This window comes from Pseudomonas sp. Pc102 (assembly GCF_018408275.1).
In the GTDB taxonomy this organism is placed as follows: domain Bacteria; phylum Pseudomonadota; class Gammaproteobacteria; order Pseudomonadales; family Pseudomonadaceae; genus Metapseudomonas; species Metapseudomonas tohonis.
In genome coordinates, this window is the sequence record NZ_AP021905.1 from 3008809 (window position 1) to 3030675 (window position 21867).

21 protein-coding genes are annotated in these 21867 nt (G+C 65.9%); 5 read left to right on the plus strand and 16 right to left on the minus strand.

Going from position 1 to position 21867, the window contains the following annotated elements:
• Window positions 1-39 precede the first annotated feature (39 nt).
• Window positions 40-2454: a TonB-dependent siderophore receptor gene (locus tag PHLH3_RS13960; RefSeq protein WP_244863036.1), complete on the plus strand. Its 2415-nt coding sequence runs from the start codon at window positions 40-42 to the stop codon at window positions 2452-2454.
• 455 nt (window positions 2455-2909) lie between these two features.
• Here PHLH3_RS13960 and PHLH3_RS13965 read toward each other — a convergent pair whose 3' ends face one another.
• The 7 genes from PHLH3_RS13965 to PHLH3_RS13995 form a co-directional block, all read right to left on the minus strand.
• On the minus strand, window positions 2910-3272 hold the full coding sequence (locus tag PHLH3_RS13965) for a DUF5064 family protein (RefSeq protein WP_213629957.1): 363 nt from the start codon (window positions 3270-3272) through the stop codon (window positions 2910-2912).
• Between the two features lie 106 nt (window positions 3273-3378).
• A complete protein-coding gene (locus PHLH3_RS13970; RefSeq protein WP_213629959.1) occupies window positions 3379-3927 on the minus strand; it encodes a PqiC family protein in 549 nt (182 codons plus the stop codon).
• 17 nt (window positions 3928-3944) lie between these two features.
• On the minus strand, window positions 3945-5594 hold the full coding sequence (locus tag PHLH3_RS13975; protein WP_213629960.1) for an MlaD family protein: 1650 nt from the start codon (window positions 5592-5594) through the stop codon (window positions 3945-3947).
• Window positions 5575-6219 carry a paraquat-inducible protein A gene (locus PHLH3_RS13980; RefSeq protein WP_213629962.1) on the minus strand — a complete coding sequence of 215 codons (645 nt, stop codon included), beginning with the start codon at window positions 6217-6219 and terminating at the stop codon, window positions 5575-5577. Before PHLH3_RS13980 ends, PHLH3_RS13975 begins: the two co-directional genes overlap by 20 nt.
• Window positions 6216-6812 (minus strand): paraquat-inducible protein A, encoded by a 597-nt coding sequence (locus PHLH3_RS13985; protein ID WP_213629965.1) that lies wholly within the window; start codon window positions 6810-6812, stop codon window positions 6216-6218. The genes PHLH3_RS13980 and PHLH3_RS13985 overlap by 4 nt, the downstream gene beginning before the upstream one ends.
• 153 nt (window positions 6813-6965) lie before the next feature.
• On the minus strand, window positions 6966-7670 hold the full coding sequence (locus tag PHLH3_RS13990; RefSeq protein WP_213629967.1) for an NAD(P)H-dependent oxidoreductase: 705 nt from the start codon (window positions 7668-7670) through the stop codon (window positions 6966-6968).
• A gap of 103 nt (window positions 7671-7773) precedes the next feature.
• Entirely contained in the window at window positions 7774-8742 is a 969-nt protein-coding gene (locus tag PHLH3_RS13995; protein WP_213629968.1) for a helix-turn-helix domain-containing protein, read from the minus strand.
• Window positions 8743-9312: 570 nt separating this feature from the next.
• Here PHLH3_RS13995 and PHLH3_RS14000 point away from each other — a divergent pair.
• Window positions 9313-9738, plus strand: coding sequence for a GNAT family N-acetyltransferase (locus PHLH3_RS14000; RefSeq protein ID WP_213629970.1), 426 nt, complete (start codon window positions 9313-9315; stop codon window positions 9736-9738).
• Between the two features lie 103 nt (window positions 9739-9841).
• Here the strand turns inward: PHLH3_RS14000 and PHLH3_RS14005 are convergent, their stop codons facing one another.
• From PHLH3_RS14005 to PHLH3_RS14025, 5 genes are all read right to left on the minus strand, one after another.
• On the minus strand, window positions 9842-11020 hold the full coding sequence (locus PHLH3_RS14005; protein WP_213629972.1) for a PDZ domain-containing protein: 1179 nt from the start codon (window positions 11018-11020) through the stop codon (window positions 9842-9844).
• Window positions 11021-11276: 256 nt separating this feature from the next.
• A complete protein-coding gene (locus PHLH3_RS14010; protein WP_213630550.1) occupies window positions 11277-12020 on the minus strand; it encodes a class I SAM-dependent methyltransferase in 744 nt (247 codons plus the stop codon).
• Window positions 12021-12065: 45 nt separating this feature from the next.
• Entirely contained in the window at window positions 12066-12545 is a 480-nt protein-coding gene (locus PHLH3_RS14015) for a hypothetical protein (protein WP_213629974.1), read from the minus strand.
• 97 nt (window positions 12546-12642) lie between these two features.
• Entirely contained in the window at window positions 12643-13332 is a 690-nt protein-coding gene (locus PHLH3_RS14020; RefSeq protein ID WP_213629976.1) for a GNAT family N-acetyltransferase, read from the minus strand.
• 282 nt (window positions 13333-13614) lie between these two features.
• A complete protein-coding gene (locus PHLH3_RS14025; RefSeq protein ID WP_213629978.1) occupies window positions 13615-14370 on the minus strand; it encodes a hypothetical protein in 756 nt (251 codons plus the stop codon).
• A gap of 231 nt (window positions 14371-14601) precedes the next feature.
• Between PHLH3_RS14025 and PHLH3_RS14030 the strand changes: the two genes are divergently transcribed.
• Window positions 14602-15036: an anti-virulence regulator CigR family protein gene (locus PHLH3_RS14030; protein ID WP_213629980.1), complete on the plus strand. Its 435-nt coding sequence runs from the start codon at window positions 14602-14604 to the stop codon at window positions 15034-15036.
• Between the two features lie 11 nt (window positions 15037-15047).
• On the opposite strand, the gene PHLH3_RS14035 is transcribed toward PHLH3_RS14030, so the two are convergent.
• Window positions 15048-15794 (minus strand): transporter substrate-binding domain-containing protein, encoded by a 747-nt coding sequence (locus PHLH3_RS14035; protein ID WP_213629982.1) that lies wholly within the window; start codon window positions 15792-15794, stop codon window positions 15048-15050.
• 142 nt (window positions 15795-15936) lie between these two features.
• Entirely contained in the window at window positions 15937-16299 is a 363-nt protein-coding gene (locus PHLH3_RS14040) for a DUF5064 family protein (protein WP_213629983.1), read from the minus strand.
• 246 nt (window positions 16300-16545) lie between these two features.
• Here PHLH3_RS14040 and arcD point away from each other — a divergent pair, with 246 nt between their 5' ends.
• The gene (gene arcD, locus PHLH3_RS14045; protein ID WP_213629985.1) at window positions 16546-17973 is read left to right on the plus strand and encodes an arginine-ornithine antiporter; all 1428 of its coding nucleotides are present in this window, start codon (window positions 16546-16548) and stop codon (window positions 17971-17973) included.
• A 156-nt stretch (window positions 17974-18129) separates the two neighbouring features.
• Window positions 18130-19461: a BRCT domain-containing protein gene (locus PHLH3_RS14050; protein ID WP_213629987.1), complete on the plus strand. Its 1332-nt coding sequence runs from the start codon at window positions 18130-18132 to the stop codon at window positions 19459-19461.
• Between the two features lie 64 nt (window positions 19462-19525).
• Here the strand turns inward: PHLH3_RS14050 and PHLH3_RS14055 are convergent, their stop codons facing one another.
• Both PHLH3_RS14055 and PHLH3_RS14060 read right to left on the minus strand, forming a co-directional pair.
• Window positions 19526-20698 (minus strand): alkane 1-monooxygenase, encoded by a 1173-nt coding sequence (locus PHLH3_RS14055; RefSeq protein WP_213629989.1) that lies wholly within the window; start codon window positions 20696-20698, stop codon window positions 19526-19528.
• 23 nt (window positions 20699-20721) lie between these two features.
• Entirely contained in the window at window positions 20722-21756 is a 1035-nt protein-coding gene (locus PHLH3_RS14060; protein WP_213629991.1) for a 2Fe-2S iron-sulfur cluster binding domain-containing protein, read from the minus strand.
• Window positions 21757-21867: the final 111 nt, after the last annotated feature.

Consider the following 21867-nt stretch of genomic DNA (forward strand, 5'->3'; position numbering starts at 1 on the left):
GTTCTCGGCGATGGTGCTGGGGCGGTCCTGGGCGGGCCGGTGAGTGCAGCCCCGAAACAGCTGGATATCCCCGCGCAAGCCCTCGACCGGGCGCTGACCGCCCTGAGCGAGCAGACCGGCGTGCAGATCCTCTACAGCGCCGATCTGGTCAGGGGCAAGCTGTCGACCACCGTGAGCGGCAACATGGAGGTGGAAGCCGCCCTGGAAACCCTGCTCAGGGGCGCTGGCGTCACCTACCGCATCGAGAACAACACGGTCCTCCTCACCGGCGGCGCCGGGGAAAGCAGCGTCCTCGACCTGGGCACCACCTTCGTCTCCGGCCAGGGGATGGGCGAGGCCACCGAGAATTCCGGCTCCTACACCACGGGGCTGACCAGCGTGGGCTCCAAGACGCCTACCAGCCTCAAGGAAACCCCGCAGTCGGTGTCGGTGATCAGCAGCCAGCTGATCGAGGACCGGCGCATGACCACGCTGTCCGACGCGATGAAGATGACGCCGGGCATCACCGTCAAGAACGGCACCTACCGCCTGCCCAAGCTGGCCTCCCGTGGCTTCGGCATCGACAACGTGCAGATCGATGGCGCGGCGCCGATGGACATCGGCTCCGGCGTGGGCACCTTCTACGGCAACAAGCTGTACAACCTGGCCGAGTACGACCACATCGAGGTCCTGCGCGGCTCCTCCGGCCTGCTGGGCGGCACCGGTGACCCGGGCGGCATCATCAACCTGGTGCGCAAGCGCCCGCTGGACCAGTACCAGCTGAAGTTCAACGCCTCCGCCGGCAGCTGGGACAACTACCGCACCGAAGCGGACGTCACCGGCCCGCTGGGCTTCGACGGCAAGCTGCGCGGCCGCGCCGTGGTGTCCTACGAGGACCGCCAGTACTTCATGGACAACCGCAGCACCGAAGAACCCTTCTTCTACGGCGTGCTGGAGGCCGATCTCACCCCGGACACCATGGTGACCGTCGGTGCCAGCTACGCCCGCACCCACGAGAACGGCACCGGCGACGGCCTGCCGCGCTACTCCCGTGGCGGCGACCTGCACCTGCCGCGCCACACCTGGTACACCACCGGCCAGGCCTACATGGACGGCCACGACGAGGAAGTCTTCTTCAAGATCGACCACTACCTGTCGGAATTCTGGAAGCTCAACACCAGCTACACCTACACGTACAACAAGTCCGACACCGAAGGCATCATCCCCTACGGCTCGGTGGACGAGACCACCAACATCGGCCCCTACTGGTGGGGCAGCTACGTGTCGTCCTGGAGCAAGCAGTCGGTCTTCGACGTGAACCTCAGCGGCACGTTCGACGCCTTCGGTCGCCAGCACGAACTGCTGGTCGGTGCCGACTACCAGAAGGTCACCAGCCGCTGGCGCGCCGCCGACGGCATGCTCGGCAAGGGGGGCTACATCGACCTGTGGAACCCCGGCGCGTCGCCGTTGCCCACCAACGCCACCGACCACGACTACTGGCGCGACTACAGCCCCAACACCCGCGAACAGTACGGCGTCTATTCCACTGTGCGCCTGCAGCTGACCGACCCGCTGAAGCTGGTGCTCGGTGCCCGTGCGCAGCGTTACAAGTACGAGCAGGACTACAAGATCAAGACCGCTGGTGTCTGGAAGTACGAGCCCTCGACCCGCTACCGCGAGCCGACCAAGCTGGTGCCCTTCGGTGGCCTGATCTACGCGCTGGATGACGAGTGGTCCACCTACGTCAGCTATGCCGAGATCTTCAAGCCCCAGGCACAGAAGCGCAAAGGACCGGTCGGCAATCCCGACGTCGTGGAGCCCATGACCGGCAAGACCTATGAAATGGGCCTGAAGGGCGAGCTCTTCGACGGTCGCCTGAACCTCTCCGGCGCGCTGTTCTACACCAAGCGCCTGAACGAGGCGATGACCGACCCCGCCTATCGTCGTCCGCCGGACAGCTACAGCGTCAGCTGCTGCTTCATCGGCCAGGGCAAGATCATCAGCAAGGGCATCGACCTGGAAGCCGCCGGCGAGATCACCCCCGGCTGGGAAGTGATCGCGGGCTACACCCTCAACCTCACCGACAACCAGACCGAAAAAAGCGACTACACCAGCATCACCCCGCGCCACCTGGCCAAGCTCTGGACCGTCTACACCCTGCCGGGCCAGCTCGAGAAATGGCGCGTGGGCGGCGGCGTGGAGGTGCAGAGCACCAACTACGTGTCCGGCATGGCCTATGACTTCGACTCCATCGGCAATCCAATCAACGAGACGCCCTACGACTTCACCCAGGGCGGCTACGCCGTGTACGGCGCGATGGTCGAGTACAAGGTGGACGACAACTGGACGGTGGCCGTCAACGGCAACAACCTCTTCGACCGTCGCTACTACGAGACCGTGGGAACCTCCGAATACGGCAACTACTACGGTGCTCCGCGCAACTTCATGCTGACTCTGCGCGGCGAGTTCTTCTGATCCAGGCCCCACAGGGCTACGCGACACCAGGCTCCAGCGATCCCGGACGATCATGAAACCAAGAGGCCCATGCACAAGCATGGGCCTTTTGCATTGCAGCGCCGTTTCAACGACGCGCGGGCTACGGACGTGCTTTCGTAGGATGGCGTAGAGCGAAGCGAAACCCATGCTGCGGGCGTTCCAGGCGTCCACTGCCTTGCCTGGAACACCGAGCGGCGGTGCGCGCGGCACACCCTACAAGAGCCCAACCCCTGGCACCGTAGTCCGGGCTTCAGCCCGGGGATGGCACGGAGTTGTTCCCGGACTGAAGTCCAAGCTACGGACGTGCTTTCGTAGGATGGCGTAGAGCGAAGCGAAACCCATGCTGTGGGCGTTCCAGGTGGCCTGGAACACCTTGCGGCGGCACACCCTACATGAGCGCAGTCTTCGGCACCGCAACCCGGGCTACCGACGGGTCATTCCAGATGCTCGGGGTTCACCGGGTCGCCGGATTTCATGTTCAGTTGCGCGCGCACGTCCTCGAACATGGCGTCGTAGTGCTTGTGCATGGAGCCGATGCCGCTCATGGCCTTGGGTATGCCGTATTTCTCGGCGATCTTGGTCACGTTGCTGGCGAAGTTGTAGGCCAGGTCCTTGGGCAGGAAGAAGGTCTCCTTCAGGTCCTTGCCCATGATGCTGCCGTGCAGGGTGAAGAGCATGCCCTTGCCTTCCTTCGGGTCCTGGGAGACTTCGTAGTCGATGCACAGGTTGTAGCTGACGTCGTGCTCGTTCAGCGCGTGACGCTCGATGTGCAGGTGGCCGGGTTCGAATGTCGCCATGACGTTTCTCCTTCCTCAATCGCGTGGAATCGCTGAGCCAGCGCCAAGAATAGAACAGACTCGCCAGGGCCTGGAACCGGCTTCTGCCCGCCCTGGCCTGGGTCTTCTACGGGCACTGCCCCTTGTCGCTGCCGGTCGTCCGGACGATGGCTTCGGCCAGGCGCTCGATGTTCTTCTGGTGGGCAATGACGAGGGCGTCGATGCTGGGGCCGGCGGGTGTCTGCAGGGTGCTGCGGCAGCTCAACAGGGCCTTGTCGCCGGCGTCGGTGGGGCGTAGCCGCCAGCGCACGTCGAGCAGCGCGTAGCGGCCGGGCACGGAGTCGAAGCGCTGCACGTCCAGGCGCACCGAGGCCCGGCGCGGCAGGCTGCTGTTGGCGAGCTGGTTCTCCAGGGCGCTGCTCAGCTCGTCCACCAGGCTCGCCCCCCACCATTCGGTCTCCAGGATCACCAGGCCACTGTCGCCCTGGCGGATGACGATCTGCGGGCGGTCCACCTGCGGTGGCACGCTGATGCCTTCGATCTGGATGTCCGCTCCTGCCGGCCGGCCATCGCCGGCCTGGAGCGGTGTCAGGGTGTGAAAGTTGATCGGGTCGCTGCGGCAGGCGGCGAGCAGCAGCAGGGCGGCGCTGAGCACGAGCTTGATCGGGACGGCCATGGGTGTCACTCCTGTGTTCATTGGCCCGGCGGTGCCACCAGGCCACCGGGGGTGGCGTTCTCGGGCCGCCCGCGGATCAGCGATTCCGGATGCCGTCCCAGGTAGTCGGAGAGTTCGCGCAGCGAGCGCGACATGCGCTCCAGCTCGTCGAGGGTCTGCGTCAGTTGCTCGCGCTGCGGCGAGTCCTCGGCGAGCGTGGAGCTGGCCGACTGCAGCGTCTTGCTGACGTCTTCGAGGGTGGTCTGCACGCCGGGCAGCGTCTTGCCGTTGAACTGCGAGAGCACCTTGCGCAGCTCCACCAGGTTGTTGTCGAGGTTGTTGGCGATCCGGTCCACCGGCAGCTTGCTGAGCTTGTCGACCACGGCCTGCAACTGCTCCTGCACCTTCTCGAAGCTGCCGGGGATGGTGGGGATGCTCACGGGGCGGGCGCTGGGGTCGAAGGCCACCTTCGGGGCCTTGGGATAGAAGTCGAGGGAGATGTACAGCTGCCCGGTCAGCAGGTTGCCGGTGCGGGCCTGGGCGCGTAGCCCCTTGTCGATGAAGGTGCCCATGAGGCGGGCGCCGCCGGCCTCGTCGCTGGGGTCGTGCTGCATCGCCTGGAGCAGCTTGATGTGCGCCTGGCCGAGCAACTGCGGGTAGATGACGATGCCGACGTCCACCGGGAAGCTGTGCTTCTGCGCGTCGTAGTCCAGGTTGACCGTGACCACCTTGCCGATCTCGACGCCGAGGAATTCCACCGGGGCACCCACCTTCAGGCCGCGCAGGGACTGGTCGAAGCGCAGGCGCAGGTATTGCGCCTTGCCGCTGGGCGGGGCGAGGGCGGCCTGCTGGTCGTCGAACAGTTCGTAGGCCCTGTTCTCGGCAGCGGGCTGGTCGTTGGGGCTGTATTCGGGGGCGCGGAAGGCGATGCCGCCGACCAGCAGCGACGACAGCGATTCGGTCTTCACCGCTACGCCGTTGGCGCCGAGGTTCACGTCGATGCCGCTGGCGTTCCAGAAGCGCGTGTTCTCGGTGACGAACCGGTCGTTGGGCGCATGTACGAACACTTCGATGCTCACTCCCTTGCCGTCTTCGTCGAGGTTGTACGCCACCACCTGGCCGACGGGGATCTTGCGGAAGTACAGGGGCGAGCCGATGTCCAGCGATCCCAGGTCCGGGGCGTGCAGGGTGAAGCGCCGGCCGGGTTCGCCATAGGTGATCGGCGGCGGGTTCTCCAGGCCGACGAAGGATTTGGCGCGGCGGGTGGCCTGGCCGGTGTCGGCGCCGATGTAGTCGCCGGAGAGCAGGGTGTCGATGCCCGATACGCCGCCCGCGCCGATGCGTGGCCGCACCACCCAGAACTGCGAGTCCTCGCGGGTGAAGCTTTCCGCTTCCTTGGCCAGTTCGAGGGTGGCGTCGACGCTTTTCTGGTCCTTGCTCAGCGCCACTTCGGAGACGTGGCCGATCACCACGTTGCGGTACTTGACCTCGGTCTTGTTGGCCGTGAGGCCGCTGCCGGTCTTGAAGGTGACGGTGATGGTCGGGCCGCGCTGCATCCAGCTGTGCACCACCAGCGACAGGCCCACCAGCACCGCGACCATGGGCACGATCCAGACCAGTGAAACACTGAAGCGGCGGGTCTTCACCAGGGGGCGGCCGGGGCCTGCATCACGGGTTTCCGCGCTCATCCCTGACCTCCTCGTCATCGGGCGTATCCCAGATCAGCCGGGGGTCGAAGCTCATCGCGGCGAGCATCGTGAACACCACCACCAGGCCGAAGAAAAGAATCCCCGCGCGCGGTTCGATCTCGCCCAGGGACTGGAACTTCACCAGCGCCGCCACCAGGGCGACCACGATCACGTCGAGCATCGACCAGTAGCCGATCAGTTCGACGAAGCGGTACAGGCCGGAGCGCTCCCGGCGCGCCCAGGAGGAGCGGCGCTGGACGGTGACCAGCAGCAGCGTGAGCACCACGAACTTGAGCCCCGGCACCGCGATGCTGGCGATGAAGATGATCAGGGCGATGTCCCAGGCGCCGTGCTGCCAGAACTCCAGCACGCCGCTCATGATGGTGCTGTCGGAGCCGTTGCCGAACAGGCTGGTGTTCATCACCGGGAGCAGGTTGGCGGGGACGTAGAACACCAGCGAGGCGAGCAGGAATGCCCAGGTGCGGCCCAGGGAATTGGTCTTGCGCGCATGCAGTGGCGCACCGCAGCGCTCGCACCGGTGCGCGTGGTGGCTGATGTCGCAGGCCTTGCCGCAGCTGTGGCAGAGGCACAGGGCGAGCTCGCTGGCCAGCGGCGGCGTGCTCATGGCAGCCCCCAGAGTTCGCGCACGTCGCGCCCGGCGATGCGGATCAGCAGCAGGGCGAGCACGGCCAGGGCGAACAGGCCGATGTGGGGGATGACCTCGAGCATGCCGGCCAGCTTGAACACCGCCACCAGCGCGCCCAGCAGGCAGACCTCGAGCATGCTCCAAGGGCGCAGGGATTCCAGCCAGCGCATGCATAGGCAAAAGCCCGGCGCGCGGCGCTGGCGCAAGCCGAAGGCGAGCACCCAGCACAGCAGCAGCAACTGGAAGAGCGGCGCGATGATGATGGAGATGGCCGCCACCAGGGCGATGAAGGTGATGGGCCCCAGGCTCAGTGCCAGCACCGAATCCCACAGCGTGGCGCTGCTCTTGAGGCCCTTCAGGCTGATGCTCATGACCGGGTAGAAGTTGGCGAACACCCAGAGCACCAGGGCGGTGAGGCTCAGCGCCAGGCGCTGCTCGATGCTCAGGCCGTTGTAGCGCTGCAGCACGCCGCCGCACCGCGAGCAGTGCGCCGTCTGGTGCCGGGCCAGCGTGAGCTTCTCGAACACGCAGTCGCAGTGCTCGCAGATGATCAACTCGTCGCGATTCGCCATACGCCTCTCTATCGAGTACCGAAGCCGTGCTGCTCGCGTCCTGGGGGAGTACGAACAGCGTCAAAGCAAAACGACACCGACAGAAGTGTGGATCAAGGAATCCCGAATGCGAGCGCGAGGGTGCAGAAAGCCGCGGGCCCCGAAATCGGTGCCTCAGCGGATGCGTGCTTCGAAGTGGGCGTCGTAGTCGCCTGTGAAGGGCATCTCCAGCGGCGCCTGCCCGTCGATGCCGGCCAGCCGTTGACGCCAGTCGCCGAGAATGGCGCCGCGCGCCGCATCGTCCAGGTAGGGCACGTGGTAGGCGAAGAAGGGAGCCAGCACATCGAAGCCGGTGTAGCCCAGGGTGCCCTTGAGCAGCGGGCGGAAGAGCTCGCGCAGATCGTCGTGGATGCCTTCGGCGGAGAACATCCGCTCGCGCCCGCCCAGGGTGGCGCAGACCAGCGCTCGCTTGCCGCGCATGCCGCCCTGGTCGAAGATCCGCCGCCCGCCGTAGAACAGGCCGGAGACGAACACGCGGTCGATCCAGCCCTTGAGGAGGGCGGGCATGGAATACCAGTAGACCGGGAAGCTGAGGATCAGCAGGTCGCAGCGGCGGACCTTGTCGATCTCCGCCTGGATGTCCGGTTGCAGAAGGCCGTGCTTCACCGCGTTGCGCTGCTCCAGGGCATAGACCAGGTAGTCGGCATCGGCCCGTTCGGTGAAGTCCCGCTCGCTCGCCACCGGGTCGAAGCCCATGGCATGGAGGTCGGAGACTTCCACGCTGGCGCCGAGGCCACGGAAGTGCTCGGCCGCCGCCTGGCAGAGCGCCGAGCAGAAGGACGCGGGTTCGGGATGGGCGTGCACGATCAGGACGTTCATAAAGGCACCTCGGTTGGACTGGGCGCCAGGGTAGGGGGCCGGGCGCCGCTGTCACAGAGGCAAAAATGACGCTGGATATGCGGATGCCGACAAGGGGCTCCGGTCAGTCGAAACGGAACTTGCGCCGATAGGCCGCCGGCGTCAGGCCGATGCGCTCGCGGAACAGGCGCACGAATGAGCTGCCGTCCTGGTAGCCCACGGCCTGGGCGATGTCTTCCACGCGCTGGTTGCCGGTTTCCAGCAGCGCCCTGGCGGCCTCGATGCGCAGGTTCTGCAGGTAGGCCAGGGGCGTCGTCTCCACGGCCTGCTGGAAGCGCCGAATCAACGTGCGCTCGCTCACCGCCAGGCGCCGCGCCAGGTCCGCCAGGCGGATGGGCTCTGCCAGGTGCCGCTCCAAGTGGTCCTGGGCCTGGCGCACCAGCGCGTCCTCGTGGGAGCGGTGCGCAAGAAGCGGCAGGAAGGGGGTCTGCAGAGTCTGGCTGACATCGATCAGCAGGCTCTTGGCGCAGCGCGCTGCCAGGGCCGCCCCGGAGTGGCGCTCGACGGTCTGGATCGATTGCAGGTGGTAGGAGGACAGCGCCCCGGCGCAGAACAGCCGGTCGGCCTGGGTGAGGATGGGCGCCATCTGCAGGTCCACCGCCGGGAACCAGGAGCGGAACTGCTCCTCCAGCCACCAGGTGGTGGTCGCGACCCGGCCATCGAGCAGGCCGGTGTCGGCCAGCAGGAAGGTGCCGGTGCAGGTGGCGATCAGCTCGGCGCCCATCTCCCACTGGCGCACCAGCCACTGCGGGCGTTGCCGGTCGAGCAGGGCGCGGAAGCCGTGGTAGCCCGGGTAGTGGCAGGCGGGGATGTAGACGATGTCGAAATGCTCGTCCGCCTCGGCCCGCCGGGACTTCAGCGGCAGCCCGTTGCTCGCCGTGACCTGCCGCGCAGCGGAGATGAACGACCAGCTGTACTGCTCCGCCGAGCCCTGTGCGGCGAGGTGTGCATTGGCCACCTGCATGACATCGGCGAAACCGCTGACGCTGGAGGCGTAGCACTGGTCGTAGAGGTAGATGGCCGCAACGGGCATGTTGGCGTTATCCGCATGGAAGGAGCGTCTTTTTACACCTGCGTGGGGGCGCACGCAAAAGCTCCGGCCCATCCCATCTCACCAGTGCGGCCCGCCGAGCCACTGCGCGGGTGTGCTCTCCGTAGGATGGGTAGAGCTGTGCGAAACCCATGCTGTGCCGTGCCACGGTGGAACCGCGCATGGTGGACGGGTGAAGCGTCGTCCACCCTACATGGGCGGCATGCGCGAAGGTGGGCGATGGGGCCTGCGGTGGTCGGCTGGGAGTAATCGCGAATGAATTCGCTCCCACAAGAGCGCTGGGACGGCGCGTGGATATTGATGTGACGGGGCCGAGATATCGCTGTGTTGGACCTCGCTGCGCTCGGCGTCAACCTACGGATCCGTGCTGCCCTGCGCGTGGAGCCGATCGACTGTAGGGCGGGTGCAACCCGCGTGGATGGCGCGCAAGCGCCCCATTGGTTTTCCGCGAATCCGGATATTTACTCGTGCGCCCGGCATCGACATAGTGGCCTGCCGGTTCGAGGAAGGGCCGGTCTGTTTCCACCCATCTCAATGTCTAAGGACTGGCGCATGAACACCCGTATCGACGTGACGACGACCCCTAGCGAGGAGGACCGCGCGGCCATCCTCGTGCCCCTGCGGGCCCACAACCGGGCCAGGGCCGGTGACCCGCAGCGCGAAACGCTGGCGCTGCTGGTGCGTGACGAGCGGACCGACGAGGTGATCGGCGGGCTCTACGGGGAAATCTTCTACCGCTGGCTGTACATCGAACTGCTGGCCATCCCCGAGCAGGCGCGGGGGCAGGGCACGGGGTCGCAATTGATGGAAATGGCCGAACGCGCGGCTCGCGAGAAGGGCTGCGTCGGCATCTGGCTGGACACCTTCGACTTCCAGGCGCCGGAGTTCTACAAGCGCCACGGCTATACCGCGTTCGGGCAGGTCGAGGACTTCCCGCCGGGGCACCGGCGTTTCTTTTTCCAGAAGCGGTTGGGCTGACGGGCGGGTGCCCTCAGTGTGATGACACGAAGGGCGATGCGCTTCCTGTAGGGCTCGCCGCGATGTCCTCAGTCCGTCGTTACTCCGTGGTTCGCCTGTGCGATCAGGGCCACTCGACCGTCACGGCCTGCGGGTCACCCGGGCGCATGGTGTTGACCTCGGCTTCGGCCAGGGCTTGTGTCGGGTGGCAGAACTCGAAGGCGTTCTGGGTCTTGCCCGAGGGCCCCTTGGCTTCGGCCATGCACACCACGGCACCCGGTGCGCAGAGACCGGGTTTGAAGGTGAAGGTCCCCCACTTGCCGGGCTGCACCTGTTTCACCTTTGCGATGTAGCGCTCCAGGGACGGCTGCATGCCGCTGGCGGCTCCCGGGACCAAGGTGACCGGGCTTACGGTGGCGCCGTAGGTGTGCTGGGTGGCGACCACGGCGTGGCAGTACAGGGCGCCGGCCTGCACCGGCTGCGCTACTGCCGCGGCAGGCGCGGCAACGGGGGCCAGGGGCGCGGTTGCCACCTGCGGCGTGGCGGGCCCCACGGTGACGGGAATGACGCTGAATGCGCGGTCGCGCCAGACCATCAGTTTCACTTGCGAGCCGATGGCGGCCTTGGCGATTTCCACCCGGGCGTCGATCGGGTCGGCAACCGGCTGGCTGTCGACCGCGACCACTACGTCCTGGGGCAATAGGCCCGCCTGCTGGGCGGTGCTGCCCGGCAGGGTGCCCAGCACCACTACGCCAGCCGAGGGAGCCGACAGGGCCAGGGCGCGGTGCGGATCGATGGTTTCCAGCTTGGCGCCGATCCTGCCCTGAGGCAGGTTGGAGGTCTTGCAGCCTTTCTCCGCCCATACCTGTCCGGCTGCAGCATTGCGCAGGACGCCGATCTGCCGAACCAGCGGCTCGGGGCTCGCCTGGTACGTCGGCACTTCACCGAGCGCTATCTCGATGTACTCGCACGATTTGGGGCGATACCGATCCGGGGTTTCCCGGGTGACCAGCGCTTGCAGCTCCGTGCCCGGTTGCGCTGGGGACGCGGTGACGTCAGCGGGGGGCACGGCCGAGACGCTGCCGTCGTCGGCGGTCGCCACCGACGAGACCACATAGGTGGTGGCCGCCACGCCGACGGCGGCGTTTACCAGGCTGGGGTCGACATTGGCGGGCATGGGCAGGAGCAGGGCGCCGACTGCGGCGGCCTCGCCCAACCCACCATCGGAGGCACAGCCGGCCAGGCCTGCGAAAGACAGCGCGATGGCAAGCCGGCTGGTGGTTTTGAAGGCATTCGCAAGCATGGCGCGTCCCTGTGCTGATGTTCGAGGCGGTGGTGCGGCATCATGGCAAAGTGCCTTTATCTTGTATATCGGGCGCTGCCCAATGGTGCGGCGATTCGCCGATGGGGCTTCGCCAGTGGCCCGCTCGGCCAGCCACGATGGGGCTGCGTATCTGCGGCGTGACGCTCGATGTTCGCAAGGCGAAGCAGAGCCCTGTGTGCGATGGGCATCGCGGCGGGCAACTGGTCGTCCGGCTGCCTGAAACGACGGACGAGGCTCAGCGCTTCACGCAGACGAACAGGGCGTTGCCGGAGGTGCCGTTCCAGGGGGTGATACGTTCGTAGTCATGCTCGAACAGGTGCACCTCGAACTGCGGCTGCAACAGCGCCTGCAACTCGGCGAAGGTCAGGGCGACCATGGGGTGTTCGTCCTGCCAGCTCTCGGTGACCCCCGCCGTAGTCTTCTCGATGCCGAGGCGCAGTGCCTGGCGGTCGCCTTCCCCCGGGTAATGCCAGCCGGAACCGAAGGTGAACAGGCTGCCCTCGTGCTCCACGTTGTGGCGCACGAAGGAGCGGTTGTCGATCTGCCCCTTGTCCACCGTGTTGAAGCAGAACACGCCGTCCTCCGCGAGCGCGTCATGGACGCTGGCCAGGCACGCCCGTAGCTGCTGCAGATCCGGGTTGTAGTGGATGGAGTAGAGGAAGCAGGTGATCAGGTCCTGGGGTTCGTCGACCCGGAAGCTGGCCATGTCCTGCCGGCTGAACGCGGCCTCGGGACAGCGCGCCTGGGCGATATCCAGCATCGGCTGGTTGATGTCCAGGCCGGCGCTGCGGTAGCCGAAGTCGAGGAAGTGGCGCACGTGCGGGCCGGTGCCGCAGGCGAGGTCCAGGTGCCTGCGACCCGGGTTGCCGAACAACTGCTGCAGCCGCCGCACGCTGTTGCTTTGTGCGCGGTAGTCGATGTCGGCGCACATCAGGTCGTAGTAGTGGGACAGGTCGGTGTACAGCGCGTTGGAGGACATAGGCGGCCAGAGGGGGTCGATGGAGTGTCGGCGCGGCATGGTACTTCAGCGGCGCGAATTCCTCTCCTGCAGGATGGCCGAGGCCTGGTTATAGGCGGTCTGGAAGGCGTCGCCTTCCATCCATTCCAGGGCCGTTTCCGGGTCTTCACCGTGGAAGAGGTCCCGGTAGGTCGTCAGCAGCGCCATGAGGAAATTGATCGCCGAGTCCGGCGTCTGCTCCGCCAGCACCCGTTCCAGCACCGGGTACTGGAGGAATACCACGCACATCGCCAGCAGGCTGATGCGCTCGCCGTACCTCATCATCCGGAACAGGTCGTCGTAGTCCGCCGGGTTGAAACCATTCTCTTCGATGTCCTTGAAATCGAAGGTGTCCAGGTCGATCAGCACCCCGTGAAACGGCTCGTTGATCAGCGGGTCGGCCAGCAGAGGATGCAGGGCGGTGGTCCTGGGTTTCCCCGAGCGGGTCTGTTTCGCCTTGGCTTTGGCTCGCTGGGCTCGTTTTCGCTGTTTGTCGGCGGATGCCATGAGTGGACTCCTCATTGGGTGTGACTGTGTTCGTTTGGCGCAATGCTCATCCGGCCCGGGTCGAGCGCCTGGGCTTCATGCCTGTTGGCTGGGGCCTTCAGTGAATCGTGGGGAAGCGCTCCTTCACCAGCATCTCGGCCTGGTAGGCCATCTGGTCGAGCAGGCGGTCGCGTTTGCTCTCGGCCTCGCTCAGGGCCTTCTTGCCGTGCTGCTGAACCAGGTAGGCGTGGATCTGCCGCACTTCTCTGGACTCGAATATCGGCGCGAGGTTCTGTACCGCCACCATGCCGTTGGAGCGATGGGCGCGTGTGTTCAGCAGGACATGCGGCCCCTGCGCGGCCAGCACCCGGAAGCCCATCGCCTCGAAGACCGGCGCCTTGCTGGCCGCGCAGGCCACCTCGACATGGGGGCGCTGCTCGATCATGCGCTGCAGCATGGCCCGGGCGATGCCGTTCCGACGGTGGCTGGCCTGGACGGCCAGATAGGCCAGCGTGGCGGCCTCGGCATCGTCCTGGCTCGGCAGGTACAGGGCGAAGCCGCGAACCTGGGACGGGTCTTCATCGTCCAGGGCCAGGACCAGGCGTGCGGTGCTGGCCAGGGCGGCGTCCATGGCCTGCAGGTAAAGGTGCACCTCGTAGCCGATCACGTACTGGTACAGCTGGTAGAGCGGGTTGCTGGGCGTCAGCGGCACCGGGCTGATGTCGCTGAAGTAGTCCACCACCATCTGCAGAACCTGATTCTTCAGGGATTCGGGCGGCGGTGTGTCCAGGTGTACGAGGGTGAACATGGTGAAGCGGGCTCCGGGCGTGCCCGATCCGGGGAATCGGCGCGGGCGACATTGTAGCGCCGGAGCGCGTGTTCGCCGCCCCTGCCGGAGCGTTTTTCAAGCACATGCATTCGAGCCGGGAGGGGACACGCATCGGGACGACGCCTGCTCATGCGTCGTCGAACTCACTCGCATCGGCCGCTACCTGATCGCGACGGACAAGAACGGCGGCGGCATGAACGTGACCGCCGGGATCGAGCACGCCTTCCCGCTGCCACTTGGCGAGCGAGTTCGGGCCAGCCTCTACATCTGGATTTCCGCCAACGCTCTTCGTAGCGGTGCGTCGGAAATCTGGATGGGGCCGTGGAAGGGGATGTCCATGTCCAGCACCAGATAGACCGAGGCCGCGATCAGCATCGCCGAGGCGGTGAACATGCTGACCACCATCGGGTTGCGCGGTGCCCGGTAGCCGAAGCTTGCATAGATCAGGGTCATCCAGGCGATCAGCATGCCGATCAGGGGCAGGGGCATCGTTCCCTCGGACTGTTCGACGATTCTCCAGCGCTGTTCGACCAGCGAGTGATATTGCTGGCGAAGGTCGCTCAGTTGGGTTTCCTGGTACCGGTTGTGGGGCCTGATGGCAGCGAGCGCCACGCCGATCTGGTCCAGGAGTTGCGTGGCGGGGCTTGTGCGGTGCTGCAGGGCTTCATCGCCGCGGTAGGGGTTGGCGATCGCGCGTTCGACATATGCGGCCAGGCGTTTGCGTGTGTTCTCTGCGTCATCGCCATAGTTTTTCAGCGTACGGTCGAAAATGATCAGGCTCGTGGCGTAGCCGTGCATGCTGGCGTCGATGCCCTCGAATGTGTTCTTGGCCGAATTGATCATGAGGCCGAACACCAGTGACGTCATGACGACGAAGATGTTGGCGACCAGCCGCACCACGGTATTGGTGTCCTCGTCGCGGTGCCGGGCCGAGAGCTTGGGGTACAGCTGCATCATCAGCAGAGATGCTGCCAGCAGGCTGGTGAAAGTCCCTAGCGCAATCCAGATGGGTTCCATAGGCGTCGCTCTCGTTGTCCGCGCAGGCAGGGGTGGGGGCCAGTACCAAGTTAGCTGCGCGAGCAGCTCGCCGCCGTGCTTTTGCAAAGGTACCGGTCCATTTGGTTCTGGCGACTCCGGTTCCCTTGGAGTTCGCCTTACTCTGCACAGGCTGGTAGCTGCCAGCGTCGGCGGGACGTCGCGCAACGACTAGACTCGGCAGATGGTCATGTCTCTACAGGAGGGGGTCGTATGTCCAGGCTCAACGCATTGCTGTCGGCGCTTCTCGGAGCGGTCCTGATCATCGCGGCACCGGCGATGGCCGATCCGGGAAACGGCAAGGGCAACAAGCATGACAAGGGCGGCCAGCATGGCAGCCAGGGGCACCAGGGCCAGGGTGACGACTGGCGAGGTGGTCCGACGGTCGATGTCGGCGGCGTGCGGATCATCCTCGATGACAGCCGCGGCTACTGGAGCCCGGGCCCCTCGCTGCCACCGGGCATCCAGAAGAACCTGGCGCGGGGCAAGCCGCTTCCGCCCGGGATTGCCAAGAAGCTAGATAGCCGGCTGCTCGACAGGCTTCCCCATTACGAGGGCTACGAGTGGCAGCAGGCCGGTACGGATCTGTTGCTGATCGCCATCGCCACGGGCGTGATCCAAGAAGTGCTGCACGATGTGCTGGACTGACTCGGGTTCCACTACGGCTCGGCGGGCGATTCATAGCGGCGGCGGATGCGCTCCAGCTCGCCCGAGCGCCGCAGCTGCTCCAGCGCGCGGGCCCAGGCGTCGATCAGCGCGTCGTCGCAATCGCGGCTGAAGGCTATGTACAGGGATGAGCGATAGACCTCGACGGGCACCCGGCGCAGGGTGCCCGGCGCGATGCCCAACTGGTGGCTGTAGTAGTTCACGCCCGCATCGGTGTCGCCGATGATCAACTCGGTGCGCCTGGCCAGCAGCATGCGATAGAGCTGCTGGCTCTCGGCTGCGCTCTTGTCGAGGTTGGTGAAGCCGAGAGACTCCAGCACCCTGGGCACCAGGCCGGCGTGCCGGGTGGTGAGGCGCGGTGCGTGCATCAGCTGCTCCAGGGAATTCACCGGGATGGGGGCATCGGACAACTGGTAGGGATGGATGGACTCTTCGACGATAGGCCCGACCCACTTGTACAGCGGTTCGCGGTCAGGCGTGCGGAACATCGAGTACATGATGGTTCTGGGGCGGGTCTGCAGTGTATGGGCGGCGCGCATGCTGGGCACTACCGCGATCTCGAAATCGTCCCCGGTGCGCGCCATGATGGTCCGCACGACCTCCGTGGCCATGCCGGTCAACTGGCCGTTTTCCAGGTAGTTGTAGGGCGCCCATTCTTCCGTGACGACCTGGTATTGCCCGGCCCTGGCCGTGGTGCCGAGCAACAGGCAGAGCAGCGCTGCAGTAAGGACCGACTTCACATGTTCTGCCTGGTGGACTGGGGGCTGTTCGAGGGATGGAACTGGCGGCGAGCATAGCCGCAGGATCGCCCCGGATGCACCGGAAAACGTCGAGAAACGCTGCTCGTGCCGCCTGGGACGGTATGGCACGGCCAGAGACGAGCTACTCCAGGTGCTCGGGCTTCACTGGTTCACCGTATTGTGCGTTCAGTTGCTCCCGTACATCCGCGAACATCGCATCGTAGTGCTTGTGCATCGAGCCGATGCTGCTCATGGCCTTGGGAATGCCATATTTTTCGGCGATCTTGGTCACGTTGCTGGCGAAGTTGTAGGCCAGGTCCTTGGGCAGGAAGAAGGTCTCCTTGAGCTCCTTGCCCATGATGCTGCCGTGCAGGGTGAAGAGCATGCCCTTGCCTTCCTTCGGGTCCTGGGAGACTTCGTAGTCGACGCACAGGTTGTAGCTGACGTCGTGCTCGTTCAGGGCGTGGCGCTCGATGTGCAGGCGGCCGGGTTCGAACGTGGCCATGGTGTACTCCTCCTTAAGGTGCCGGGTTGCCGGTTGTGGCCGGGTTTCGCCGGGGCGGGCGGGGCGTTGGTCCTTGAACGCTAGTTTGTCTTCGGGCTTTGTAAAGCGGGCTTCCCGACGGGGCGTGCAGGCGGAGTTGCCTGCCCGTTGGCATTCGCCGGCGAGCGAAACCGTGCTTTTTGTGCTTGTTTGAATCACTGGGTGGCGGCCTCGCAATGAGGCCCTTCTGGCAGGGGAGCCACGAACATGTCGCAACCGACACAGAAGCTTCGCTTGAGTGCACTGATCGCCCTGGTCGTGGGGTCGATGATCGGCGGCGGGATCTTTTCCCTGCCGCAGAACATGGCCGAGCGGGCCGATGCCGGCGCGATCCTGATCGGCTGGTCGATCACAGCGGTGGGCATGCTGACGCTGGCCTTCGTGTTCCAGAGCCTCGCCAATCGCAAGCCGGAATTGAACTCCGGCGTCTATGCGTACGCCAAGGCCGGGTTCGGCGACTACATGGGGTTCTCTTCGGCCTGGGGCTACTGGATCAGCGCCTGGCTCGGCAACGTCGGCTACTTCGTCCTGCTGTTCAGCACGCTCGGCTATTTCTTCCCGGTCTTCGGCCAGGGCAATACGCCGATCGCGATCGGTTGTGCCTCGCTTCTGCTGTGGTGCGTACACTTTTTGGTGATGCGCGGTATCAAGGAAGCGGCGTTCATCAACCAACTGACCACCGTGGCCAAGGTGGTACCGCTGGTGATGTTCATCGTCATCGCCGCCGTCGCCTTCAAGGCCGATATCTTCACCCGCGACATCTGGGGCAGCAACAACCCGAAGTTCGGCAGCGTGATGGAGCAGGTACGCAACATGATGCTGGTGACGGTGTTCGTCTTCATCGGCATCGAGGGGGCCAGCGTGTATTCGGCGAGGGCCGAGAAGCGCGCCGACGTGGGGCGTGCCACCGTCATCGGTTTTCTCGGGGTGCTGGCACTGCTGGTGCTGGTGAACCTGCTGTCGCTCGGCATCATGAGTCAGCCTGAGCTCGCGCAGTTGCAGAACCCCTCGCTGGCGGCGGTGCTGGAACGCATCGTCGGCCCCTGGGGTGCGTTGCTGATCAGCGTCGGGCTGGCCATCTCCCTGCTCGGGGCCTTGCTGTCGTGGGCGCTGCTCTGCGCGGAGATCCTCTACGCCACGGCCAAGGACCGGACCATGCCGGCATTCCTCAGCCGGGAGAACGCCCAGCACGTGCCGGTCAACGCCCTGTGGCTGACCAATGGGATGATCCAGCTGTTCCTGCTGATCACGCTGTTCTCCGCCGGCACCTACACCAGCCTGATCTACCTCGCGTCATCGATGATCCTGGTGCCGTACCTGTGGTCCGCCGCCTATGCGCTGCTGCTGAGCCAGCGCGGCGAGACCTACGAGGAAGCTGCCGGAGCGCGCGTCCGCGACATGTTCGTCAGCGGCATCGCGCTGAGCTATGCGGTGTGGCTGCTGTACGCCGGCGGCGTGAAGTACCTGCTGCTTTCGGCCCTGCTCTACGCGCCCGGGGTGCTGCTGTTCGCCAAGGCCAAGTACGAGCAGGGCGAACCGCTGTTCACGCCGATCGAGAAGGGCATCTTCGCCTGCGTGATCCTTGGCGCCGGGGTGGCGGCCTATGGCCTGTACAGCGGGTTGCTGACGTTGTGAGGCGAGCGAAGAGATCCAGGACAGGGTGGCGATGAGCGCCAGCTGCGATAGCACGCGGAGTTCGGTGTGATTTGCGCGGCTGCCTCACGGAATTTTCCCGCGCTTTGCCGCACGCTCGCCGTCCATCACCAAGCCGACACTTCACGGAAGAACCCCATGTCATCGCTCTCTCTGAACCTGTACATGAAAACGGACGGTGCCGCCGCGCAGCAAGCCATCCGCACCTTCGTGCGCCACGTGAACGCGCAGGACTACGCGGCGGTGGAGGCGATGGACGTCGAGGAGACGCTCTACGACGTCGACGACATCTTCGCGGCGGCCATCACCCTGCGCGAGAGGGAGGGGCTCTTCCACCTGGAATTCGAGTCGGCCAGCTCCCTGGAGGTCGAGGTGCTGGTGGCGTTCTTCCATTTCCTGGGCGCGACCGAGATCGAGATCAGCGCCTTCGACTCAAGCACCGCGGAAACCTTCTACATGGATGACGCGTGCGAGTACTTCGACGACCATGCCGCGCGGCCCTGGCGCTGGCTGCCTTCGCCGGCCTCCGGCTTCGTCGGCCGGCACGTGGTGGTCACCGGTGCATTCAGGGACTACACCCGGCCGCAACTGGAGGCGCTGATCGCCCAGAAGGGCGGCATCATCCAGAAGTCCGTCAACGGCAAGACCACGCTGCTGGTGATGGGCAGCAAGCCGGGGGCCGACAAGACCGGCAAGGCCGAAGCCCTTGGCGTCAGGACCATGGACGAGGACGAGCTGCTGGATGTGCTGGCAGGTGGCGAGACGCTTTCGGTCGATCCCGAGGCGCCTCCGCCGGAGTCGCAAGGCAGCCCCGTCATCGCCTACCAGTATTGCTTCCCGGACAAGGACGCCCCGGTCGTCTCGCTGCCCGGCGAGGTGCTCGACGACCTGCTCGCCGTGCTGCGTGGGTGCGGCTACCTCAACGAGCACTACTATCAGGCGCAGCTCGAAAGCGCGCGGGAGTGGTATCCGGGCGTGGCCGCGAAGTTCGAGGCGTATCGGCATGCGCGGGACATCCCGGCCGAATTGCGTGGCCCGCTGGACCCGAAGACGGCATGGGACATCTCCCACTTGTTCCGCGACCACAACACGAAGATCACCAGCTACGCGCCTTACCTCTTCGAGGCCGACGAAAAGGGTTATGGGCATGCGCTGGCGCGGATCGCGACCTACTCGGGGCTGCCGCTGGAGGACATCCGGTACCAGAGCAAGCCGGGCACCCAGGGCAGCTTCACACTGAGCTGCCGTTTCGAAGGCAGGCCCTACAGCGCGTCGTTCAAGTTCTCCGAGAACACCTTTCCCAAGCCGTTCCTGCGGCTGCTGCACGACATGGCCTCGGAGAGCGAGGCGTGGGACTTCATCTTCCACACGCGCCCTGGCGAGCCCTCGTACGCGGTGATACCCCGTGCGCTGGCGCAAGGGTTGGCGCGGCACGGCTTTCTCAAGCCCCTGCACACGCGGGCCATCTGAACGAAGGTGTCCGAGCGGTCACCGGGGCAGGCGGCGCCGCTCGTTGCATCCGACAACCCTTCGATCAGGCCTCGTTCGCCATCGCCACCATCGCGGGTATCCTGCTGCGCCGGTTCGCCTCGTTCGCCAGCCGGAGTTCTTCCTCGCTGGCGAAGTCACGGTCCCAGGCCAGCACCTTGGGCGTCATCAGGCGGTGCCACAGCGGCGGGATCATCGCCACCAGGATGGTGGTCAGGTAGCCGCCGATCATCATCGGTGCGTCCGGGAAGGGGCGCAGCTCCTGGTAGGGCACTTCGCCCTGGGCATGGTGATGGGAGTGGCGGGTCAGGTTGAACATGGCCCACGAGCTGATGCGCCGGTTGGTGTTCCAGGAGTGGCGAGGCTGCACCGGGGTGGCCGGGTTGCGGACCATGCCGTAGTGCTCCATGTAGTTGACGATCTCCAGCAATGCCTTCCCCCACAGCGCGCAGGCCACGAAGAACAGCGCCGCCGGCCAGCCGCCGATGCCGAAGGCGACCGCCACCAGCAGCAGGCTCATGCCATGCCCGCGCAGCACGGCGTTGTGCCAGCCGAACAGGCTCTGCCCCTTGCGGGCGAGCCGGCGCCTTTCGATGCGCCAGGCGCTCAGGTTGCCCTTGAGCGTCGAGGCGAGCACATGGACATAGACGTTGCGCCCACGGGGTGCCGTGGCCGGGTCTTCGGTGGTGGAGACGTAGCGGTGATGGCCATAGACGTGCTCGATGGAGAACACCGTGTCGAAGCTGAAGGCCAGCAGCCAGCGCCCGATCAGCATGGAGACCGGGTCCCAGGTGCGATGGGTGAGTTCATGGGCGGTGATGGTGCCGATCATGCCGATCATCAGCCCGGTGAGCAGCCAGGCGGAGAGGTGGTGGCCGATGGTGGTGGCGTCGCGGGCGGCGAGCAGGTCATGCCCGCTCAGGCGGCCCAGGGCGGCGCCGAAGCCCAGCGGGTCGCCCTCGCTGACGCTCCAGAGCGCCGTGAAGACGATCAGGCCCAGCAATGGCAGGGCCAGCCAGAGCTGGGCGGTGAGGATGGCAGGGTACTTGAAGCATGGGGTGCTGGTGTCGTCCCCCGCGAACGCATCGCCGATCAGGTAGAAGGCCAGGACGGCCAGCAGCCCACCGGTCGTCCAGGGGCCGCCGGCGAGCAGCGACAACACGGCGAGCAGCCCGACGAAGTGGAACAGGAAGAATTTGAGGTAGTGCAACGGATTCATGGCGGTTTCTCTTGTTGTAGGGTTCAGGCGCCAACGGTCGCCGGGTGCGGGGCCGTGGTGAAGCGGTCGGCGTGGAGGGCGCCGGGTGGCAGCCCCAGCTCGCGGAGCAGGGCGGTGGCGCTGTCGATCATCCCGGGCGGGCCGCACAGGTAGGCGTGCGCACCCGTCTCCAACAGCGCCGGGATGTGCTCGGTGACCAGGCCGCGTGCGCCGCTCCAGCGCGTATCTGGTGTGCTCTCCGACAGCACCGGGACGAAGCGGAAGGGGGCGGGCCACTGCGCGGCGAGGCTGGCGATTTCGTCCAGGGCGTAGAGGTCGTGCTCCTGGCGCGCGCCGAACAGCAGCGTGGCGGGGCGCCCGGGGTTGCCGGCCAGGGCGCCCTGCAGGATCGCCAGCAAGGGTGCGAGGCCGCTGCCACCGCCCACCATCAGCAGCGGTGCTGCCGAAGGACGCAGGTGGAACTCGCCCTGCGGCCCCTCCAGGCTCAGGCCCTGGCCGAGCAGCGAGCGCTCGTCGACCAGGCCAGTGAACGATCCGCCGGGCACCTTGCGGATGAAGAAGGCCACCTGGCCATCCGGGCGCGGGGGCGTTGCGAAGGAGAACAGGCGCGGCTGGCCGGGCAAGGCATCGAGCGTCAGCGCCGCATACTGGCCCGCCTTGTAGGGCAACGCTTCCTGCAACTGCACGACCAGCCGGGTGATGTCGTGGGTGAGTCTCGCCTGGCCGACGACCTTGCCGCGCACCCGGCGCATGGCCGTGTGGCGTGTGAGGTCGACCTCGATGCGCAGGTCCCCCAGCGGCACGCTCTGGCAGGCGAGGATGTAGCCCTGGTCGAGCGCCTCGTCGTCGAGGATGTAGCTGGCCTCGGTCAGCTCGCGCACGCGGCCCGCTACCAGCCGGCACTTGCAGGTGGCGCAACCGCCGACCCGGCAGCTGTGTGGGAAGTCGATACCGTGGCGCAACGCGGCGTGCAGCAGGGTCTCCCTGGGGTTCGCCCTGATCTCGACATCGTTGACCCGCACGGTGCTCGGGCGATGCCTGGAAAGGAATGCAAACATGCGTCCTCCTGTTGTGATTGTTAGGTCGGGACGGCTGAATCCTAGGGGCGTTGCGTGCTGCCCGGAGAGGGCCTCAATTGACATTGTAGGGGTCATTAATTGACACTTTTT